This window comes from Nostoc sp. 'Peltigera membranacea cyanobiont' 213 (genome assembly GCF_002245975.1).
In the GTDB taxonomy this organism is placed as follows: Bacteria; Cyanobacteriota; Cyanobacteriia; order Cyanobacteriales; family Nostocaceae; genus Nostoc.
The window spans coordinates 1-21,712 of sequence record NZ_NOLI01000059.1; the positions used below are offsets into that span (position 1 = coordinate 1).

Below are 21,712 nucleotides of genomic sequence, written 5' to 3' on the forward strand. Positions count from 1 at the left end.
CCCAGCCCCCAGTCCCCAGTCCCTAATATACAACTTGAATGGAGTCAGTATAATGACGACCAATAAAAGCAACCTATTTCGTAAAGAAGCACTCGATCGCTTATCCTCCCCGGAGCGGCTGGATCAACTCATGCAGGTGGTTCAACCAAAGAAGTGGATTCCGTTGGTTGCGATGGGATCTCTAATTGCTGTTGGACTTACTTGGAGTGTTTTTGGTCGCATTCCCATTACCGTAGCTGGACAAGGCGTAGTGGTTTTTCCTAGCAAAGTCGTTGGATTTCAGTCTCCTAGTTCCGGGCAGATTTTGATGCTCTTTGTTCGTACAGGCGATGAAGTCAAAAAAGGACAGGTACTAGCGACAATCGACCAAACCGAACTTCAAGATAAGTTGAAACTTGCACGAGTCAAGCTTGCTCAACTTCATGAACAAGACCAAAATGCCAATTCTCTGCAACTTCAGCGCACTGTTTTAGATAAAGGTGCGATCGCGCAACAACGTCAAGCGCTCCTGCAAACTCTCAAAACAACCCAATCCCTAACGCCAATTCTCAGAAATAAAGGTTTAGAGTCGATTCGGCAAGAGCGTCACAATTTAGAGGAACAGTTGCAGACAACGCGAGATTTAATCCCCACGTTCAAAGAACGATTTGCAATTCGCCAGCAGTTACGCCAAGAAGGAGCAGTTTCGAGTGATACCGTCCTTCAGGCGCAACAAGAATTTCTCAATAGCAAAACTAAAATTAATGAAATCCAATCGCAACTCAAACAACTTAATGTTAAAGAAGCTGATGCAGAACGAGAATTTTTGGCAAATGTCAATACAACTAAAGACCTGGAAGCTCAATTAGCAGTACTAGACAGTAAATTTGCTGGGCAAGCAGAACAAGATTTAGCTATTTCTACTAATCGAAAAAAAGAAATTCAAGACACGCAGCGAGCGATCGCAGAATTAACATTAGAAATTAAAGCAAATAGCCAAGTTATCAGCAATTTCAATGGACGGGTTTTAGAACTTTCTGCGGTTCCTGGACAAACCCTCGAAAAGGGCGCTCGGATTGGCGCAATCGAAGCTAGAGACTCCGGGAATAAGTTAGTCGGGGTGGCATTCTTCCCGGTCAGTGAAGGCAAAAAGATTCAAAAGGGTATGGAATTGCAACTCACCCCTTCTACGGTTAAACGAGAACGGTTTGGTGGCATTATCGGGAAGGTAACAAGCATCTCTGCGTTCCCGGTTAGTAAGGACAGCGCATCAAGCGTGGTTGGCGGTCTGGAAGTTTTGCAAGGATTAACCACAGAAGGGGCACAAATTCAAGTTTTCACGGAACTTCAGCCAGATCCTTTGACTAAAAGCCGTTTTCGGTGGTCGTCGTCTAAAGGGCCAGATAGCCAAATCACATCTGGAACCACCGCCTCAGTGCGCGTGAAGATAGATGAACAATCCCCGATTTCCTTTGTATTTCCGATTCTGCGATCGTGGAGTGGAATGTATTGATTATGCGGCATAATATTAGATCGCAAATATCACAAATTGGGCTTCGATTAAAAAAAATTCAACGCCTCATCAGCCGTCCCGATCGCCGCCGTCGGACTCCCACCCTATTACAAATGGAGGCTGTGGAATGCGGTGCAGCCGCACTGGGGATTATTTTAGGATACTACGATCGCATTGTCCCCCTGGCAGAACTCCGTCAAGCTTGCGGTGTTTCACGGGATGGCAGTAAAGCATCTAATATTCTCAATGCTGCCCGCAGCTATGGATTGCAGGCGAAAGGCTTTAAGGTCGATTTGGCTGGGTTACGCAAACTGCAATGTCCTTATATTGTCTTTTGGAACTTCAACCATTTCCTGATAGTTGAAGGATTTGCCAAAGATAAAGTTTATCTCAACGATCCTGCCACCGGGCCGCGCACAGTTTCGCTCCCAGAATTCGATCAGTCTTTTACTGGGGTAGTGTTAATTGGCGAACCGAGTGCAGAATTCCAGCCAGGAGGACGGAAACCCAGCCTGACATTATCCTTATGGGATCGATTGCAGAGTTCTCTGGGAGCATTGGTTTATTGTGTGATCGCCGGTTTGCTGTTAGTGATTCCTGGATTAGCCATCCCTGCATTTTCCCAAGCCTTTGTCGATAATGTCTTAATTGAAGGCAGAAGTGATTGGTTGCGGCCGTTAATTTTAGGGATGATTTTCACAGCCATATTGAATGGTTTTTTAACATTACTTCAGCTGCAATTTTTGCGACGGATGAAAATTAAGCTAGCTGTGGGCATGTCTAGCCGATTCTTATGGCATATTCTGCGGCTACCAGTGAGTTTTTACGATCAGCGATTTGCCGGAGAAATTAGCAGCCGTGTCCGTCTTAACGATAGCTTGGCAAATCTGCTTTCAGGAAGATTAGCGACGACAGTTATTTCAGCCTTCACCGTTGTCTTTTATGCTTTAGTGATGCTGCAATATGATGTAGTTCTGACTGCGATCGGCATTGCTTTTGTAATCGTGAATGTCAGCGTCTGGCAATGGGTTTCACGGCAGCGCGTCGATGCAAATCTGCGATTAATGCAAGAACAAGGCAAAGTGAACGGCGTAGCGATTTCTGGACTGCAAAGTATGGAAACCCTCAAAGCATCCGGGCTAGAGTCAGAATTCTTTTCGCGGTGGGCAGGTTATTACGCTAAAGCCATTAATGCTCGGCAAGAAATGGATACGACTAATCAAAATCTGGGTGTGTTGCCATCATTTCTCTCCTCGATTACATCCATGCTTTTGCTAACGGTGGGAGGGTTACGGGTAATGGATGGGGTACTCAGTATTGGGATGCTCATTGCCTTTCAAGCCTTGATGCAAAGATTTCTAGAACCTGTAAATAATCTGGTAAGTTTAGCGGGTGAACTCCAGGAAATGGAAGGCAATTTAGGTAGATTGGATGATGTGTTACGCAATAAAATCGACCCTGCCGTAGAATTAGAAATTAGTATATCGCCAACTCAACTACCCGCCGCAAACGTTCGACTCCAAGGTTATATTGAACTCCGTAACATCACCTTTGGTTATAATCGCTCTGCACCTCCCTTGATTGAAAATCTCAGTCTTTCACTTAAACCCGGTCAGCGAGTCGCTTTGGTGGGTGGCAGTGGTTCGGGTAAGTCAACCGTTGCCAAGCTGGTGTGTGGATTATACGAACAGTGGGCGGGTGAGATTTTGTTTGATGGTAAACCGAGAAAACACATTCCGCGATCGATTCTCACTAATTCAATTGCTCTTGTTGAGCAAGATATCTCGCTATTTGCCGGCAGTGTGCGCGACAATCTTACGCTTTGGGATTCGACTGTTCCTTTTAGTAACCTGGTTCGCGCTTGTAAAGATGCTGCCATTCAGGATGTAGTGCTTTCCATGCCTGGAGGTTATAACGCTGACCTTGCAGAAGGAGCGTCTAATTTAAGCGGTGGGCAGCGACAGCGATTAGAAATTGCCCGCACTTTAGTGAATAATCCGGCAATTTTGGTGATGGATGAAGCGACTAGTGCGCTCGATTCTGAGTCAGAAAAAACGATCGATCGGAAACTTCGGGAGCGTGGCTGCACTTGTGTAATTGTGGCGCATCGGTTAAGCACAATTCGAGATTGTGACGAAATTATTGTCTTCGATCGCGGCAAGGTAGTGCAACGCGGTAGCCATGAAGAATTACAGCAGGTTGAAGGTAAGTATTTGGAATTAATTCGCAGTGAAGGGGAAGCGGTTCAGGAGGAGTGATACTAATTATGTATGAAGATGCACCAAATTATATGAGGAACGAACCGCAAAGGACGCAAAGGACACAAAGGAAGAAATGCTTATGTATTGCGATATAACTCATACCAATTCTTTGTGAGACTGTGCCAAATTTTTCTTGAATTCTTCTTTCTTTGTGTCCTTTGCGGTTCGTTATTTCATACCATCAGAACTTACGCAAAAATCTTTAAATTAATTTATTTATTGAACCGCCAAGCCTTTGGATTAATTTTATGGAGCAGGAATATATATGTTAGATCAAATTCGTAGCGCTACTCTGCCGGGAGAGTATTATCAGTTCAAAGGCAATGAGCCAATTATTCTCAATGACCCGAAGACGATTTGGATCGTAAAATCGGGTTCCTTGGCGGTGTTTGCGATTCCGATGAAAGAGGGAATTGCTGAGGGAAGTCGCCGCTATTTATTTACTACCCGAAGTAGACAAGCAATGTTTGGCATCATTAGTGATTCTCAGCCGATACCGTATCAACTGCTGGCGGTGTCGATTGAAGAAACGGAACTTATGAAAGTTTCAAGGAAAGATTTTCGGGAATTTATTGGCGATCGCAATGGCGAAGCCGTAACTTTAATCGAGGGGTGGATTGAGCAACTAGGATTGGCGCTGTCTTCTATTACTCCACCTGCACTGCCGTTTCAAGAAGAAGGGGTGCGCTACTTTTCACTCAGCAGCGGTCAGATTTTCCAACCACAGCGAGAGCTTGTATCCTGGGTACAAATTCAGCGTGGTTATGCGGTTTGGATGGGGTTTGAGAAATTGTTAGTCATGCCTCAATCAGGATTGTTGCCCTTGAGCGCAGATATGTGGTTTCAAGCTGAAGATACAACTGAGCTAGAAATCCTAACTACATCTGAGATTGAGGATGCTAATACTCTGTTGAGGGGGATTTTCCAAATTCAAGTCTACTTTCTTCAAAGCCTTTTTCTGCTGGAACAGGACGAAAAAGCGGTAGAATTAAACCGATTTCAAGAACGACAACACCTTAACGATCGCGTGATGAAGGAGACGTTGGGCGAGTTGTCTTCGTTGCTGCAATCTCCGCAAATTGGCGCTTCTGCTCAAATTGAAGCTAATGATTTTGACCAAGCCTTGCTGATTGCTGCGGGTGCTGTTGGGCGGACTTTGGGGGTGACGATTCTACCACCAGCAAAGTCTGAAGACCTGAAACGAGTTCAAGATCCCCTACAAGCGATCGCTCGTGCTTCTCGTTTGCGAACCCGAACCATCACTTTACAGGGCCAATGGTGGAAGAAGGATTGCGGCGCGATGCTGGCTTACACGATGGAAGATAACCGTCCTGTGGCGCTGTTGCCTGTATCTGATACACGTTATGAGATTTTTGATCCAATTGCGCGATCGCGTACTGTAGTTAATGCCAAAAGTGCGATTAAGCTAGCACTTACTGGCTATACCTTCTATCGCCCATTACCTGATAAAGTCCTCACCACAGTAGATTTACTGAAGTTTGCCCTCCAAGGACATTACAAGGAATTGTTGATTGTCCTAGCTGCGGGTATGGCGACAAGTTTATTAGGAATGATCGTCCCCCAAGCTACTGCCATCTTGATTGACAGTGCCATTCCTGATGCTAATCGCGGTTTATTAGTGCAAATTGCCTTAGCGCTGCTCGCAACTTCATTTGGTAGCACCTTGTTTCAACTTGCCCAAGGCTTTGCAATCATGCGGGTGGAAACTTTTGCTGATGCTTCCACCCAAGCAGCAGTCTGGGATCGATTATTGAATTTGAAAGCATCATTCTTCCGTCAGTACTCAACTGGAGACTTGAATTCACGGGTTAGCGCCATTAGTCAAATCCGCCAAAAGCTCAGTAGTACGGTTCTCAGAAGTATTTTTACCAGCTTGTTCGCGTTTCTGAATTTAGGACTGCTTTTTTACTACAACGGTTCGCTAGCGTTGATTGCCACTCTTGTTGCTTTTGTCAACATTACTATTACTCTAGTTTCGGGAATTTCCACCCTGCGAAAGGTTCGTCCTTTACTGGAGTTACAAGGACAACTCTCAGGGGTGATGGTGCAGTTAATCAACGGCGTTAGTAAATTACGAGTTGCAGGAGCAGAAGCCCGCGCTTTTGCTTTTTGGGGAAAACAGTACAGTCAACAAATTAAATGGATGCTGAGTACCCAAGGTATTGAAGATGCTTTGGCTGTAGTTAATAAAATCTTACCTGTATTGACTACAGCAATCCTCTTCTGGTTTGCCAGCAGTTTACTTCAGCAAGCTAATTCCCAAGAAGGTGGTTTATCCACAGGTGTATTTTTAGCATTTAATGCCGCATTTGGCACATTTATCAGTGGAGCTACTAGTCTCAGCAGCACAATTATAGATGTTTTGCAAGTGGTTCCTTTGTGGGAACGAGCGCAGCCAATTTTGGAATCTAAACCCGAAGTTGACTCTGAAAAAACCGATCCAGGTCGGCTTTCTGGGCGATTGGTTGTAGATCGTGTGATTTTCCGGTATCGAGATGACGGGCCATTAACATTGGATGATGTTAGCATCCATGCTCAACCTGGCGAGTTTATCGCTTTTGTCGGAGCTTCAGGAAGTGGAAAGTCAACGCTGTTCAGGTTATTACTGGGGTTTGATGTCCCGGAATCTGGCACAATTTACTACGACGGACAAGATTTAGCAGGGCTGGATATTCATGCAGTGCGTCGGCAACTAGGAGTTGTGATGCAAAATAGCCGATTGACATCTGCCTCCATCTTTGAGAATATCGCCAGTGGCGCGATGATTACGATGGATGAAGCGTGGGAAGCTGCGCGGATGGCTGGTTTTGCCGAGGATATTGAATCGATGCCAATGGGAATGCACACGGTAATTAGTGAAGGAGGAACTAATATCTCTGGAGGACAACGGCAGCGATTATTGATTGCGCGATCGCTAGTATTAAAACCTAAAATCTTGTTATTTGATGAAGCTACTAGTGCCTTAGATAATCGCACCCAAGCGATCGTCAGTCAAAGTTTAGAGCGTTTGAAGGTAACACGCATTGCGATCGCTCACCGTCTGAGTACCATTCGCAATGCCGATCGCATCTATGTATTCGAAAATGGTCGCGTAGTTCAAGAAGGCAGTTTCAATCAACTCACCAATCAACTAGGATTGTTTGCCCAACTGATGGCGCGACAAAAGCTTTAAAAGGAAAAATAAAGGAGAAACTATTATGCCACCTACTTTTTATAAAATTGTTCAGATAAATTGCAGCCTCGTTTTTTCACTGCTGATGTTGAATGGGTGGGGTGTTTCTAGCAAAACTGCGATCGCTGGAACTATGGAACCTGCCCAACGCACAGAGGATGTGGTTGCCATTCCTGATAGTATAAAAGTCCCAAATGGTGAGCAACTTCTTTTAAAAGCATCTGCCAAGGGTTCCCAAATTTATATCTGCAAGCTGAAATCAGAATCTCCTGAGCAGTATGAGTGGACGCTTAAAGCTCCTGATGCCGTGTTGCTGAATGAGCAAGGGCAAGATTTGGGCAAACATTATGCAGGCCCAACCTGGGAAGCCAAAGATGGTAGCAAAGTTGTGGGCAAGTTGAAATCTAAGGCAGATGCACCACAAGAAGATGCCATTCCCTGGCTATTATTAGAGGCACAATCTCATCAAGGAAATGGTATTTTCCGCCAAGTCAATTGGATTCAACGAATTAATACAGTTGGTGGAAAAGCTCCTGTTAAAGGGTGTGACAAATCATCTCAAAACCAAGAAATTCCCGTGAATTATACGGCTGATTATCTATTTTATAATATTAAGCAATAAATATTAATAAACAAGGGGCATAAGCCCCTTGTTGAGATGTTTTGATAATAATTGTTCATCGCTCTCCGGGTTATTGTGGTAGCTTCCCGGCTAGTTTCTTTTCTTGATTGAGAACAGAATTTGCATAGATTGCAAGTTGCGATCGGTTTTTGAGATTGAGGCGGCTTAAAATACTTGTCACATGAGTTTTTACCGTTCCTTCGGTAATATAAAGTTGTTGGGCAATTTCGCGGTTCGTTGCGCCAACACCAATCAAAGATAAAACCTCTTGTTCTCGTGCGGTAATTTCTGATGGCTTTGATGAGGCAGAATTTTGGCTACCTGAACCTGCTTCCGTAACTAATAATTTATCAAATAACCCCGGGCCAAATTGAGTATAGCCAGAATGACCAAAACGAATTGCATCTGCTAGCTCACTTGAAGGCATATCTTTGAGCAAATATCCTTTTGCACCTGCACGCATTGCCCCTGTTAAATAAGAATCATCATCAAATGTACTCAAGACGAGAACTTTAATATTAGGAAAGTTTTGCGTAATCAATTTTGTTGCAGTTCGTCCATCCATTTCCGGCATCCGAATATCCATTAGCACCACATCGGGCTGAAGTTCTGCAACAAGCTCTAAAGCAACTTTACCATTCTCAGCATCACCGACTACTTCCAAATCAGGTTCCTGTTCTAGCATTGCTTTCAGTCCCTGACGAATAAGGCTCTGATCGTCAACGATTAACAGGCGAATAGGAGAGGATTTATCATTTTTCATGGTAACTATCTCTTGCTGGTTTTGATGAACGATCGCATAGATATCTCCAAAAATTAATGATGCATTACCTGAAACCCTTGCAGAAACGTTACAAGATGTAACGTCTTTCATTCATCCTTCAATGCTTAGTCTCTAGGAAAGTTAGCAACAATTCGACAACCAGCGCCCGGTTTACTGACAATTTCTAACTGTGCGTTTACTTTAGCCATTCGTTCTCGCATTCCTTGGAGTCCGTAACCTGCTACGGCGCGATCGCATTCAAAGCCTTTGCCGTTATCTTGGAGTATCAACGATAGCCCCGCCGCCGTTGTTTGAATTTTGATTTGCACAGCTGTAGCATTAGCGTGTTTATAAATATTGGTTAGCCCTTCCTGGATAATGCGATACACAACATGATTTACTGAGTCGGATAGCGGTTGTGATAAATCAATTTTGCAGTATGGTAAGACATCGGTGAGGTGATAGAATTCTTCTGCAAGTTTAGCGATCGCACCTTCGAGCAATTGTCCGTGGAGTGGATCTGAGCGAATTGCCGAAACTGATTCCCGCACATCTTGCAGAGCTTCAGAACCCAATTTTTTCGCTTCTAATAAAAACGATCGCGCCCGATTAGGATCGGTTTCCCAAAGAGTTATTGCTGTTTCCATTTGCACATTTAGCGCTACCAGAGAATGTCCTAGCGAGTCGTGGATATCACGGGCAATCCGATTTCGTTCTTCTAGCGCCACCATTTCCTCAATGCGTTGATTCAGCGCTTTCTGCTGTTCGAGCGATCGCCTCAATTCTGCTTCTGTCTCCTGTAAGCGACAATTTTGCTCCTGGAGTTGCAGTTGTAAGCGGCAAAGTTTGAGTTGATGCTCCATCCGCGCAACTACCTCTTCAATCTGAAAAGGTTTGTTAATAAAATCAACGCCTCCAACCGCAAAGGCTTTCACTTTATCAAATGCCTCATTCAAAGCACTAATAAATATGACGGGAATTTTTTGTGTTTGAAGATTAGACTTGAGGTGCCGACATACTTCATAGCCGTTCATTCCGGGCATAGTAATATCAAGCAAAATCAAATCTGGAGGTTGAGCTTGTATGCCAATCAATGCCATAGAACCATTGGTAACACTCCTAACCTCGTATCCTTGCTCGGTAAGCATTGCTGATAGAAGGCGAAGATTATCTAGGGTGTCATCAACGATCAGAATATCTCCCTTGGCTGATTGGCTTAATTCCATACTTCTCAAAGGGCTAAGAGAGTTGTTGATTATCAAGCTGGTGATAATGTATTGTACAGAAATTGTGGATTATAAGTGATGCTAAATTTCATCTGTGTAACAAATCTATTGATGATATTTGTTATTTCAAAAGCGCTGCTAGATTTACATTTATTTATATATAGGAATCATATTTGATTTTTGAACAAAACTAGGTATTGTAGGGTGTGTTAGAACGCAGTTCGTAACGCACCAAACCCTTGATGATGGTGCGTTACGCTGTCGCTAACACACCCTACGTATCTTTTCAGAAATCAAATACTAGTCCTATAGTTGGCTTGATATCCGTCTACCTACTTAAGTTATTTTTGTTGGCAGTAATCAAAAATAAATTGAGTACGTAAAACTTTTTTATTTTAATTGCTTTAAATAATTCTTTCACAATTATAAATCAAGTTACAACCTTCTTTTTATCTGTTTTTTAGCTTGATTGTCCAAAATTAGCTCAGTAGAACCCAGCTACGCCTAGTGTCTGCTAAAGCAAAAAGACTTAGGAGATTCTGAAGTTGTTAAGAGAGTGATAAATTCCAACTCTCACATAATTAAGTTGTGTATTTTTTGTCAATATTACCCAAGAGGGTAATATCATCTGAGACAGTTAATCTTCTATAATTATCCAAATAAAATTCACAAAAATTAAGAAGCTTCTGTGTAAATATTCGTACCCCAACATTGCTATTTAATTTCAGGAGTTTGGATATGCATCCTCTCACCCTTCAAGTTTCAAAGCTGACTAAAAATGTGCAGTTGCGCCACATTCTTGTAGTGCCGTTTGTACTGCAAATTTCCTTAGCCGTGGGGCTTACTGGGTGGCTATCAATACACAATGGGCAACGGGCAGTTAATGAAGTTGCAATCCAACTCCGAAATGAAATCACGGCTCGAATTCAGCAGTATCTGCAAATATATGTTGAAACGCCTCATAAAATAAATGAACTCAATGCTAATGCCGTTCAACTAGGTGAAGTTAATATCCAAAATTTATCAACATTAGAGCAACACCTTTGGTATCAATTGAAGACCTTTGACACGGTGACAGCAGTTTACCTTGCGTCAGAATATGGCGAACATGTTGCAGTTCAAAGGGCGGATGATGGACAGTTTCAGGTGAAACTTTCAGGCAAGTTTACTGGGAATGAAATTCGGATTTATGCCGCAGATCGACCGGGACATTACACTAAACTTTTAAGATCGAAGCCTAATTACGATCCGCGAACTCGTCCCTGGTATGAATCGGCAGTTAAGTCTAAGAAGGCTAATTGGGGTGGAATTTATAGACTGTTTGCCACGCCAAAATATGTACTAAATGCCAGCTTACCCATTTACGATCGCGGCGACAATCTGCTAGGTGTTACTGCTGTTGATTTTTCACTGACTGGGATTAGTCAATATCTGCGGAGTCTCAAAATCGGGCGAACGGGCGAAACTTTTATTGTAGAACGCCGTACAGGATTGCTGGTTGGCAGTTCTGCCGCTCAACAACCCTACGTAATTGCAAATCCGACAGTCCCAATGATAGATCAGAATCCGGTGCGAGTTCAGGCGATCGCAAGTAACGATATTTTGACGCGACGGACTGCTAAATATTTGCAACAACACTTTGGAGACTTAACCCAGATTACTGAAAAACAACAACTAGATTTTGACATTGAGGGTAAACGGCAATTTTTACAGATTGTGCCGATGAAGAATCAGCAGGGCTTGGACTGGCTAATCGTTGTGGTTGTTCCAGAAACGGATTTCATGGATCAAATCAATGCCAATACTCGTTCAACAATTGTGCTTTGTCTAGTTGCCTTTGCACTCGCAACTGGATTAGGCATTCTTACCGCTCACTGGATTACACAGCCAATTCTGCAACTAGGAAGTACAGCCAAAGCGATCGCCTCTGGAAACTTAGACCAAAAGGTTTCTGTGAACAGTACAACCGAGCTAAACTCTTTGGCTGAGTCTTTTAACCTTATGGCACATCAGTTACGTGAATCCTTTTTAGCCTTAGCACAAACCAACGAGGAATTAGAAAGCCGAGTCACGCAACGCACCACAGAACTTGGAGAGAAAAATACCCAACTTCAAAGGGAAATTCGCGTTAGCGAAGCTGCCCAAAAGGGTCGCCAAAAAGTAGAAGCAGCACTAAAAACATCCGAAGCAGAACTCCGGTTAATGTTCGCTGCCATGACTGATATGGTAGTGGTTTTTGATGCAGAGGGTCGTTACCAAAAATATGTGCAAACGAAGTATGTGCTAACACAATCCTTCGCTTATAAACCTGATATAGATCGCATTGGCAAAAAAGTTGATGAAGTTTTACCAAAAGACATCGCCAATTTAATACTCGATGCCATTCAGCAAGCGTTGCATCTAAAAGAAGAACCCAGAAACCCTGATGGCAGCCGCAAAAATGTTTTTGTTGAATACCACTTATCCAACAAGAACCGAGAAACTTGGTTTTTAGCTAGTGTTTCGCCATTGTCTGACAATACAGTACTTTGGGTTGCTCGTGATATCACCAAACAGAAAAAAACCGAAGCTGCGCTCAAAAAAGCCAAAGAAACCGCAGATGCTGCCAACCTCGCCAAAAGTCAGTTTCTCTCCAACATGAGCCACGAACTGCGGACTCCTCTTAACATCATCCTTGGCTTTACTCAACTGCTGCTGCGAAATCGATCGCTCAACTCACAGCAACAAGAATATCTTGACACAATCAACCGCAGTGGCGAAGACTTACTGACCTTAATCAATGATGTCTTGGAAATGTCCAAAATTGAAGCAGGTCGAGTTATCCTCAACGAAACAAATTTTGACCTCTACGGGCTTCTGGATCGACTCCAGCAGATGTTTGCGTTGAAAGCCAGATCGAGAGGGTTAGAATTGATTTTGGAGCGATCGCCAGCGATTCCCCAATACATCTCTGCTGACGAAAGTAAATTACGCCAAGTTTTGGTTAATCTATTAGGAAACGCAATTAAGTTTACCAAGATTGGTCAAGTAACTTTGCGGGTAGAAACTCTGAACCAAAACATCACACCAGATGAACCCATCACCCTAAACTTCAGCGTCGAAGATACAGGTTGCGGCATTGCTGACTTCGACTTTAATCGTCTATTTGAGCCATTTGTGCAAACAGAGGCGGGACAAAAAGCTCAGGAAGGGACTGGACTGGGATTACCCATCAGCCAGCGATTTGTGCGGCTCATGGGCGGAGATATAAGAGTGAATAGCACACTAGGAAAAGGTTCAATTTTTACCTTTGATATCCGAACTCGGGCAGTAATTATGGATACCTTGCCAACGCCTGCACAGAATCGGCAAGTTATCGGTTTAGAAAAGGGGCAACCCAGCTATCGCATTCTGATTGTTGAGGATAAACTAGAAAATCGGCAGCTTTTGGTTGAGTTGTTAACCCCCATTGGCTTTGAAGTGCGCGAGGCGGTAAATGGTCAAGCTGCGATCGAGCTTTGGCAAAGCTGGTCGCCTAACCTCATTTGGATGGATCTGCGGATGCCAATCATGAATGGATTTGAGGCAACTAAATATATTAAAGCAGCGATCGCACAAGCCCCGGTGATTATCGCCTTGACCGGAAGTGCGTTTGAAGAAGACCGCATAACAGCAATGTCTGTAGGCTTTGATGACTTTGTGCGAAAGCCATTTCGGACTACTGTAATTTTTGAAAAGATGGCTGAATATTTGGGTGTTCGTTATGTTTATGCTGATGAACTAGAAAATCAGGAAAAAGCATCTTGGCCTTCTAAGACTTCATCCTTCACACCTGATTTATTAACAGTTGCAGATTTAAGCGTCATGCCCAGCGACTGGATCGAGCAACTGCATCAGGCAGCGCTTAGAATAAATGCTAAGGAAGTTCTGATGCTGATTAAGCAAATTCCTGAGCAGCACGATCGCCTTATCAAGGCACTAACCAATCTCGTAGACTGCTTCTGCTTTGAAGAAATTATTGCATTAAGGACTCCCAAAAAAAGTAAATGACCCAAAAAGGTAGATATGCAATGACCGATGACCAAATTGGGAATTGAGGATATCCTGATGCTGGAAAAACTTCGAGTATTTTTTAATGACAGCAAGCGGAACACGGAGACAAGAAAGTGCAAATCACTAAGCGCAACGTTGAGTTAAGAGTAGATGGCAGCTTAATGCGTGTTTACGTTGCGGCTCCCAAAGCAGCAGGAAAATACCCTGGTATTGTCTTCTACAGTGATATTTATCAGTTAGGTGATGCCATAACTCGTCTAGCTAACTACTTAGCAGGATACGGCTATGTAGTAGCAGCCCCAGAAATTTTTCACCGAATTGAGCCAGTTGGTTCAGTAATTGAGCCAGACGATCTTGGAAGGATGCGGGGAAATGACGATGCGCGTCGAACCTCTGTAGCTGAATATGATGCCGATTGCCTTGCTGTGATTGAATTTCTGAAAACAGAGAGTGCGGTTTCTCCAAATCAAATAGGCACTCTCGGCTTTTGTATTGGTGGACATTTAGCATTCCGCGCCGCATTTCAAAGCGAAATTCGGGCTTGTGTCTGCTGTTACCCGACTGGGATTCCTAGTGGCAAACTGGGTAAAGAGGTAGCCGATACAATCCAGAGGGTAAATGAAATTCAAGGCGAGATGCTAATGGTATTTGGTACTCTCGATCCTCATATACCAGAGAGCGATCGCAAAACCATAATAAAAGTAATGGAGAATGCTAACATACCTCATCAAGTTTTCTTGTATGAAGCAGAACATACTTTCATGCGCGACGACGGCTATCGTTATGATTCTAGTGCTACCACCGCAGCTTGGTCTGAAATAATAACTTTCTTAGGGCGTATATTTGCAGACTGAAAACGTTATTATTACTTTGTCAATTTTGAGTTGTCTGCAACGCCAACAAACCAGCACCGTAAGCAGGTTCATGCCTCGGAAAAATAACCTTTACTTTAGGAAACTTCTTAATAAGAGAGGCTGCAAACCTCTCATGGATCTTGCATCTACCGCGCCACACACTTCCTGTTGTGACTACTTCTAAAACTGAGTCAGAATTAAAAATTGCATCAATTACTGTAGATGTAGCTTTCACCAACTCTTTTACAGCATCGTCAATTATGATATTCGCTACTATATCACCTGATGCTGCTGCCAAATCTACAATTGGTGCTAAAGCCGCAATCTTTTTAACTCCCCATCCTCGCCGATATATTACTTCTACTAAATCTTCTATGCTTTCCAAATCAAGATGGTGTTTTAAACCCCCTACCAAACTCGTTGATATTTCCCGTCCATCATCAGATTTTAATGCTGCGTTCATGCCTGCGATCGCAATTTTATAGGCGCTACCTTCATCTCCTAAAATATAACCCCAGCCGCCGACTCGCTTAGTATGTCCTTGATTATTTCGCCCGAACACTATCGAACCAGTGCCGGCTGCAACCACAATTCCTACAGGCTGACCAATTCCACCAACTAAAGCAATTAAAGCATCGTTACAAATTACAATATTCGCTGATTGCAATGCCCAGACAATAGGCAATTTGCTATTCTGTAATTCTTTAACTAAATCTTTTACTAATTCAATATCTGCTGCACGACCTACACCCGCTAAACCCAAACATATTGCGTCAATCTTCACAGTATTTTTAATTATTGCTGCCTCAAAAGCATTTTGAATTGCAGATTGAATAGATTGGAAAGTTGCTTCTCTTCCTATACTCTGATAATTAGATGGCCCAGCTTCACCACGACCTAGCACTTGATATAAATCATCCATCAAGACACAAACAGTTTTGCTACCGCCGCCATCTATTCCCAAAACGTAACTCATGATTGGTAATAATATTAATTATTTTGACGCTTCGGTTCTTCTTTTAAAGGTATAAAAAAGATAGCAATCATTCCAGGAATAGTAAACAAGCAGACCAAGACAAAAAATAATGGATAGCCAAGTGCTTTTTGCAGATAACCGCTAACTAATCCGGGTAACATCATTCCTAAAGCCATAATGCCAGTGGAAATAGCAAAATGAGAAGTTTTATATTCGCCTTGGCAAATATACATTAAATAAACACTAAAAGCTGTAAATCCAAAACCATAGCCAAATTGCTCCAAGGAAACCAAGGGATATATTAATGTTAACGAAGGTTTAGTGTAAGCCATATATACATAAAATATATCAGGCAAGTTTAATGCTAAAGCCATAGGAAAAAGACATTTTTTTAATCCATATTTAGAGATTAGCAAACCTCCTAAAATTCCTCCACAAATCAGGGAGATTACCCCAAATGTCCCGTAGACTAACCCGACATCTGATGTTGATAGCCCTAAGCCTCCTACTTCTGGTTTGTCTAATAAAAATAAAGAGGCTATTTTGACAAGCATTGCTTCGCCAAATCTGTAGAGCAAGATAAAGGCTAAAATACTGATAATTTTATCCTGAGCAAAATATGAGCTAATGATTGACCAAAAGGGTATATTTTCTCTAGCTTGTATTTGTTGTCGGTTATCTGATTCAGGTAAAGGTAAAATTAGGCGATGAGAAATAAACAGGATTGCTAAAATTAAAGCTGAGAAGCCAATAGCAATAGTCCAGCTTAAAGGAATATTGTTGAGAGATACTTCAAGCTGACCTGCTAAGACTACTAATATCCCAGAGCCAAAGATTACGGCAAGTCTATAAGAAAGTGAACGAATGCCGACAAAAAACGCTTGTTGTTCTGGAGATAAAGCGAGGAGGTAGAAGCCATCTGTGGCAATGTCATAAGTTGCAGAAATAAATGCTCCTATTGTTAATGCTGCAAGGGAGATGAAAAAGAAATTTGGCAGTTGTAGAGAGAAGGCTATTAAGCCTAAGCAGCAGAACATGGCAAATTGGGTATAAAGTATCCATTTGCGTTTGGTAGAGTAAATATCGACAATTGGGCCCCAAAACATTTTGATGACCCAAGGTAGATAGAGAAAACTTGTCCAAAGGGCAATTTGGGCGTTATCGATTCCGAGTTTTTTGTAAAAGATTACGGAAACTGTGTTGATGATGACGTAAGGTATGCCGGAGGTGAAATATAGGGTGGGTATGTATGTCCAGGGCGAAGGGGTGGTGGTTTGAGGTTTCATGTTTGCCTCTAATTATCGATGCTATTAAAATTAGCATCCAATAGGACACCAATAGGATAAGTTATCTGTAATTTCCCCTTCAGAAAGACGCATTCCTACACCTCCAGATATAAATTTGTCATTACCATTGTTATATAGCCATGCTCCCCAAACCTGAGTCATTGACTTACCATCAATTTCTAGTTTAGGAAACTCTAATAACTCTTGATACACATAATTTTGTTGTGTATACCAAGGATCGTTATTACTACTACGCGCAGAGATATTTCCTGAATTAACTGCAAATCCTCCTTCACCTTCTCTTCCTAAAATAGGTTTAGCAAAGTATGAATTACCTATTCCTGTTGCACTCAGTGATGTTTTAGGAAAATATTCCCAGACTGTCCCAGCATCTTTCTCAGAAAAAAAGTCATATCCCAAATCTGTAATTAGGGCAAATACACTCTTTGGTTGCAGTGCAAAGGCAGAACCAAAGTTCACAATCACAATTTTATTCTCAAAAATTAGTTGTTCTAGAGCCGGCCATAATCTCTCACCTTTTTCATCAGTATCATGGATTAACCATTCCACTGGATACCACATAAAGAGGATATCTATTGGTTTTTTTGTTCTCTGGTCAAATAGATATTCACCATCTTTGATGCCAAGATATTCTAAGGGTAAAATGGCACTTTTGGACTCCAAATACTTGCTCAACCATCGCATAGTCCCTAAATCTTCGGCATTATTCAAAGCTGTAAATGCCACACGACAGTCTGTAATTGGTTTACCCAAATTTAATGCGGCTTTATTTATATGCTGATTGAGTGTTATTTTTAAGATTTTTTGAGCATCTAAATCTGGTTGTTGCAATCCAAAATGTCTGGCAACTTTGTTATTGCCGTCCGTACACTCAAACCAAAAACTAGGAGTTTGAGGATTAGTTTCTACTACTTTTTTTATCCCTGTTTCTGGATTCCAGCACCAGTCAAGACGCATACAAAATGGTGCGAGGAAGTCATATTTAACTAACTTGATGGTATCTTCAGGAAATCCATAGTAAAGTAGTGTATCCTCATCAAAAGTGCGGATAATTTCCCACGCTTGGGTTAAAACACTACCGACTAATTCCGATGCTTGCCGGATTTCTTGTATCGTCTGCGGTAAAACTTGATGGCAATAATAAAGAGCGTAAGGTGTTTCTTGGTCAGTTAGCGGTATACCTGTTCCTTCTTCAATAGGAGCAAAGTTGTACCAACCCATTTTCATGGACTGAAATAGACGCTTTCGTTGAGGACTGTTGAAAATATTCATAACTCTTTTATCCACCCGCATGACCACCGCGACCAAAACTACCAAAACCACTACGACCCTTGGAAGAACCGCTGGAAGTACCGACCTCTGATGAATCACCAAAACTGGTTCTTCTAATGCTACTGCCACTAGAGTAACCACTTGTGCCGCTTCTAATGCTACTGCCACTAGAGTAACCACTTGTGCCGCGACTATTGTTACTGCCACCGGAGTAACCGCTTGTGCCGCTACTATTAGATGAGGGTGGACAGTTATTGGGTTGTTGTTTAGGGTTCGGCGACGTTTTGGAGATGCAATCTGACTGTTTTGCTTCTGGGGTTGTCGCACAAGAAGCAAGTAACGATACAGTCATAACGAACACGATGAGTTGAAATAAACCTGGTTTCAATTTCATGAGTCTTTCTAAGCGAATATTACAGATGTCAGCTACGAAATTTACCAAGATAGCTACAAGGGTCAAGAATAGATTTCGCATTTCCAGATTTTTTAAGGGGTACACCCACAATTTCGAGAATTGCTAAACAAACCAGCCTCCAACCCTGTGGCAAAATTTATTAGAGTCCTTCCTTAGTTTTCCCAGCATGACCGCAACTATTCCCAATCTCCCCAGTCTTTACGACCCTTTTTCCACTGAAGCCAAGTGGCAAAAATTCTGGGAAGACAACCAAGTTTACAAAGCTGACCCCAATAAAGGCGGCGAACCCTACTGCATCGTCATTCCACCACCGAATGTCACCGGTAACTTACATATAGGTCACGCTTTTGAAAGTGCGTTGATTGATACCCTCGTGCGCTACCACCGGATGCAGGGGCGCAATACCCTGTGGCTACCCGGAACTGACCACGCCAGCATTGCTGTGCATACTATGCTGGAAAATCAACTCAAAAAAGAGGGCAAGACTCGCTACGAGTTGGGGCGCGAAAAATTCTTAGAACGCGCTTGGCAATGGAAGGCGGAGTCTGAGGGAACGATTTTGAATCAGCTACGACGCTTAGGTGTCTCGGTGGACTGGTCGCGGGAAAGGTTTACCCTGGATGAAGGTTTATCTAAAGCTGTTGTCGAGGCGTTTACTCGCCTCTACGAGGAAGGCTTAATTTATCGTGGTGAATATTTAGTTAACTGGTGTCCCGCTTCTGGGTCGGCTGTGTCTGATGTGGAAGTGGAAAATCAAGAAGTTAATGGCAATCTCTGGCATTTCCGCTATCCTCTCACCGATGGTTCCGGTTTTGTAGAGGTGGCGACAACTCGACCAGAAACTATGCTGGGTGATACAGCTGTAGCTGTTAATCCCAATGACGATCGCTACAAACATCTCATTGGTAAAACTTTAACTCTGCCGATTCTACAACGAGAAATTCCCATTATTGGCGATGAATTTGTTGACCCGACTTTCGGCACAGGTTGCGTGAAAGTGACTCCCGCCCATGACCCGAACGATTTTGACATGGGTAAGCGTCACAATCTGCCGTTAATCAATATTATGAACAAAGACGGCACTCTCAACGCCAATGCTGGGGAGTTTCAAGGACAAGACCGCTTTGTTGCTAGAAAGAATGTGGTTTCTCGCCTAGAAACAGATGGCTTTTTGGTGAAGATAGAAGATTATAAGCATACCGTTCCCTACAGCGATCGCGGTAAAGTACCTATTGAACCCCTCCTCTCAACTCAGTGGTTTGTCAAAATTCGCCCTTTAGCTGATAACACTCTCGAATTCCTCGACCAGCAAACTTCCCCAGAGTTTGTCCCCCAACGCTGGACTAAGGTCTATCGTGATTGGCTAGTAAAACTCACTGATTGGTGTATCTCTCGTCAATTATGGTGGGGACACCAAATTCCGGCTTGGTACGCTATCAGTGAAACGGGTGGACAAATTACCGATAATACGCCGTTTGTGGTGGCGAAATCGGAAACTGAAGCTTGGGAAAAAGCCAAATCACAATTTGGAGAAAATGTCCAGCTTGAACAAGACCCAGATGTGCTAGATACTTGGTTTTCTTCTGGACTCTGGCCGTTTTCAACTTTGGGCTGGCCGGAACAAACTCAAGATTTAGCAACTTATTACCCAACTACGACTTTGGTGACAGGCTTTGACATCATCTTTTTCTGGGTAGCCAGAATGACTATGATGGCTGGGCATCTTACTGGGCAAATGCCTTTCCAAACAGTTTACATCCACGGCTTGGTGCTGGATGAAAAAGGTCAGAAGATGTCAAAGACCAAAGGCAATGGTATCGATCCGTTGTTATTAATTGACAAATATGGTACTGATGCCCTGCGCTATACCCTAATTAGGGAAGTGGCTGGCGCTGGACAAAATATTCGCCTAGAATACGATCGCAAAAAGGATGAATCAGCATCTGTAGAAGCATCCCGCAACTTTACCAACAAGTTGTGGAATGCTGCCCGATTTGTAATGATGAATTTGGATGGACAAACACCGCAACAATTGGGGAACCCAATCGCTACCGAATTGAGCGATCGCTGGATTCTCTCGCGGTATCATCAAGTTGTCAAACAAACCACCAATTACATCGATAATTACGGTTTAGGGGAAGCAGCCAAAGGACTCTATGAGTTTATTTGGGGTGATTTCTGCGATCAATATATTGAATTGGTAAAATCCAGATTGCAAGCAGATGCCGATCCCACATCGCGGCGGGTAGCACAGCAAACCCTTGGCTACGTTCTGGAGGGGATTATGAAACTGCTTCATCCTTTCATGCCTCATATTACCGAAGAAATTTGGCAAACTCTCACCCAACAATCAGCAGATTCCCCGCAAACTTTGTCATTGCAAATCTATCCACAGGTGGATGCAAATTTAATTGATTCGGACTTAGAAGAACAATTTGATTTGCTAATTGCTACTATCCGCACAATTCGGAATTTACGGGCTGAAGCGGATATTAAGCCAGGGGTGAAAGTAACAGCGAATTTGCAAACTGAAAGCCAGAAGGAGCGGGAAATTCTCACGGCTGGACAGTCTTATATTAAAGATTTGGCGAAAGTTGAGACTTTAACCATTACTGACAAAGAAACAAGCCAAACTGTTGCTGTTAAAAAACCTCAGAGGGGTTTGAAGACAATTGGCTTAATTATCGCGGCCATTATCTTTGGTAGATTAGGTTTGGCTGCGGGAAATGCCATTAATGATATTCCTATCATCGGAACTTTCTTTGAAATGGTTGGTTTTGGTTACACAGCTTGGTTTGTCAGCCAAAATTTACTAACTGCTCAATCGAGACTTAAGTTGTGGAGCCAGTTTTTCCCGCAGAGAGAATTAGAACAACCACAAGAATCAGAAAATGCGATCGCAGGTGTAATTGGTACAATACAAGTGCTAATTCCTCTGAGCGGTGTGGTAGATATTGAAGCTGTGCGTGCCAAGCTAGAGAAAAGCTTGAGTAAAGCTGAAGCAGAAGTTCAGTCCCTCAGTACCAGATTAAACAATCCTAGTTTCGTAGACAGAGCTAGAGCCGATGTGGTACAAGGGGCGCGGGATACTTTAACAGAAGCACAGAAACAAGTGGAAATTTTGCGCGATCGCCTAAAGGCATTGTCGTAGGTATCGCCTGCATAGCTTAGGATAACTGTAATGGGTAATGGGAGTGTCAATAATTTCCAATAATTACCCATTAGCTATTACCAGTAAACCAAAATCAAAATATCAATTCTGGTACTTAATTATTTTATTAAATTTTTTTTGAATTTTG

General features: G+C 42.8%; 13 protein-coding genes. 7 read left to right on the forward strand and 6 right to left on the reverse strand.

What is annotated here, in order from left to right:
• From CDG77_RS17385 to CDG77_RS17400, 4 genes are all read left to right on the forward strand, one after another.
• A partial coding sequence (locus tag CDG77_RS17385) for an NHLP bacteriocin system secretion protein (protein ID WP_317615922.1) occupies positions 1–1,492 on the forward strand: 1,492 nt, incomplete at its 5' end.
• Positions 1,493–1,494: 2 nt separating this feature from the next.
• Complete coding sequence (locus tag CDG77_RS17390) at positions 1,495–3,750, forward strand: NHLP family bacteriocin export ABC transporter peptidase/permease/ATPase subunit (RefSeq protein WP_094330599.1); 2,256 nt, start codon at positions 1,495–1,497, stop codon at positions 3,748–3,750.
• 268 nt (positions 3,751–4,018) lie between these two features.
• A complete protein-coding gene (locus CDG77_RS17395; protein WP_094330600.1) occupies positions 4,019–6,946 on the forward strand; it encodes an NHLP bacteriocin export ABC transporter permease/ATPase subunit in 2,928 nt (975 codons plus the stop codon).
• A 25-nt stretch (positions 6,947–6,971) separates the two neighbouring features.
• Positions 6,972–7,568, forward strand: coding sequence for a DUF3455 domain-containing protein (locus tag CDG77_RS17400; protein WP_094330601.1), 597 nt, complete (start codon positions 6,972–6,974; stop codon positions 7,566–7,568).
• A 70-nt stretch (positions 7,569–7,638) separates the two neighbouring features.
• Here the strand turns inward: CDG77_RS17400 and CDG77_RS17405 are convergent, their stop codons facing one another.
• Both CDG77_RS17405 and CDG77_RS17410 read right to left on the reverse strand, forming a co-directional pair.
• Positions 7,639–8,331: a response regulator transcription factor gene (locus tag CDG77_RS17405; protein WP_094330623.1), complete on the reverse strand. Its 693-nt coding sequence runs from the start codon at positions 8,329–8,331 to the stop codon at positions 7,639–7,641.
• Between the two features lie 125 nt (positions 8,332–8,456).
• The gene (locus CDG77_RS17410; RefSeq protein ID WP_094330602.1) at positions 8,457–9,557 is read right to left on the reverse strand and encodes an ATP-binding response regulator; all 1,101 of its coding nucleotides are present in this window, start codon (positions 9,555–9,557) and stop codon (positions 8,457–8,459) included.
• Positions 9,558–10,295: 738 nt separating this feature from the next.
• On the opposite strand from CDG77_RS17410, the gene CDG77_RS17415 reads away from it, so the two are divergent.
• Complete coding sequence (locus tag CDG77_RS17415) at positions 10,296–13,586, forward strand: ATP-binding protein (protein ID WP_094330603.1); 3,291 nt, start codon at positions 10,296–10,298, stop codon at positions 13,584–13,586.
• Positions 13,587–13,702: 116 nt separating this feature from the next.
• Entirely contained in the window at positions 13,703–14,443 is a 741-nt protein-coding gene (locus CDG77_RS17420; protein ID WP_094330604.1) for a dienelactone hydrolase family protein, read from the forward strand.
• Between the two features lie 19 nt (positions 14,444–14,462).
• Here the strand turns inward: CDG77_RS17420 and CDG77_RS17425 are convergent, their stop codons facing one another.
• From CDG77_RS17425 to CDG77_RS35550, 4 genes are read right to left on the reverse strand one after another with little or no spacing between them, the layout of a single operon-like run.
• Positions 14,463–15,419: an N-acetylglucosamine kinase gene (locus tag CDG77_RS17425; RefSeq protein WP_094330605.1), complete on the reverse strand. Its 957-nt coding sequence runs from the start codon at positions 15,417–15,419 to the stop codon at positions 14,463–14,465.
• Positions 15,420–15,433: 14 nt separating this feature from the next.
• Positions 15,434–16,705, reverse strand: coding sequence for an MFS transporter (locus tag CDG77_RS17430; protein WP_094330606.1), 1,272 nt, complete (start codon positions 16,703–16,705; stop codon positions 15,434–15,436).
• Between the two features lie 30 nt (positions 16,706–16,735).
• Complete coding sequence (locus CDG77_RS17435) at positions 16,736–17,998, reverse strand: glutathionylspermidine synthase family protein (RefSeq protein WP_094330624.1); 1,263 nt, start codon at positions 17,996–17,998, stop codon at positions 16,736–16,738.
• 7 nt (positions 17,999–18,005) lie between these two features.
• Positions 18,006–18,392 carry a hypothetical protein gene (locus tag CDG77_RS35550; RefSeq protein WP_143857045.1) on the reverse strand — a complete coding sequence of 129 codons (387 nt, stop codon included), beginning with the start codon at positions 18,390–18,392 and terminating at the stop codon, positions 18,006–18,008.
• A 187-nt stretch (positions 18,393–18,579) separates the two neighbouring features.
• Here CDG77_RS35550 and CDG77_RS17440 point away from each other — a divergent pair, with 187 nt between their 5' ends.
• Positions 18,580–21,564: a valine--tRNA ligase gene (locus CDG77_RS17440; RefSeq protein WP_094330607.1), complete on the forward strand. Its 2,985-nt coding sequence runs from the start codon at positions 18,580–18,582 to the stop codon at positions 21,562–21,564.
• The last annotated feature ends 148 nt before the right edge of the window (positions 21,565–21,712 follow it).

Excerpts from the sequence above, each read along its gene's own strand:
- CDG77_RS17390 (WP_094330599.1), top strand. The coding sequence starts at position 1,495 with ATGCGGCATAATATTAGATCGCAAATATCACAAATTGGGCTTCGATTA.
- CDG77_RS17395 (WP_094330600.1), top strand. The coding sequence starts at position 4,019 with ATGTTAGATCAAATTCGTAGCGCTACTCTGCCGGGAGAGTATTATCAG.
- CDG77_RS17400 (WP_094330601.1), top strand. The coding sequence starts at position 6,972 with ATGCCACCTACTTTTTATAAAATTGTTCAGATAAATTGCAGCCTCGTT.
- CDG77_RS17405 (WP_094330623.1), bottom strand. The coding sequence starts at position 8,331 with ATGAAAAATGATAAATCCTCTCCTATTCGCCTGTTAATCGTTGACGAT.
- CDG77_RS17410 (WP_094330602.1), bottom strand. The coding sequence starts at position 9,557 with ATGGAATTAAGCCAATCAGCCAAGGGAGATATTCTGATCGTTGATGAC.
- CDG77_RS17415 (WP_094330603.1), top strand. The coding sequence starts at position 10,296 with ATGCATCCTCTCACCCTTCAAGTTTCAAAGCTGACTAAAAATGTGCAG.
- CDG77_RS17425 (WP_094330605.1), bottom strand. The coding sequence starts at position 15,419 with ATGAGTTACGTTTTGGGAATAGATGGCGGCGGTAGCAAAACTGTTTGT.
- CDG77_RS17430 (WP_094330606.1), bottom strand. The coding sequence starts at position 16,705 with ATGAAACCTCAAACCACCACCCCTTCGCCCTGGACATACATACCCACC.
- CDG77_RS17435 (WP_094330624.1), bottom strand. The coding sequence starts at position 17,998 with ATGAATATTTTCAACAGTCCTCAACGAAAGCGTCTATTTCAGTCCATG.
- CDG77_RS35550 (WP_143857045.1), bottom strand. The coding sequence starts at position 18,392 with ATGAAATTGAAACCAGGTTTATTTCAACTCATCGTGTTCGTTATGACT.
- CDG77_RS17440 (WP_094330607.1), top strand. The coding sequence starts at position 18,580 with ATGACCGCAACTATTCCCAATCTCCCCAGTCTTTACGACCCTTTTTCC.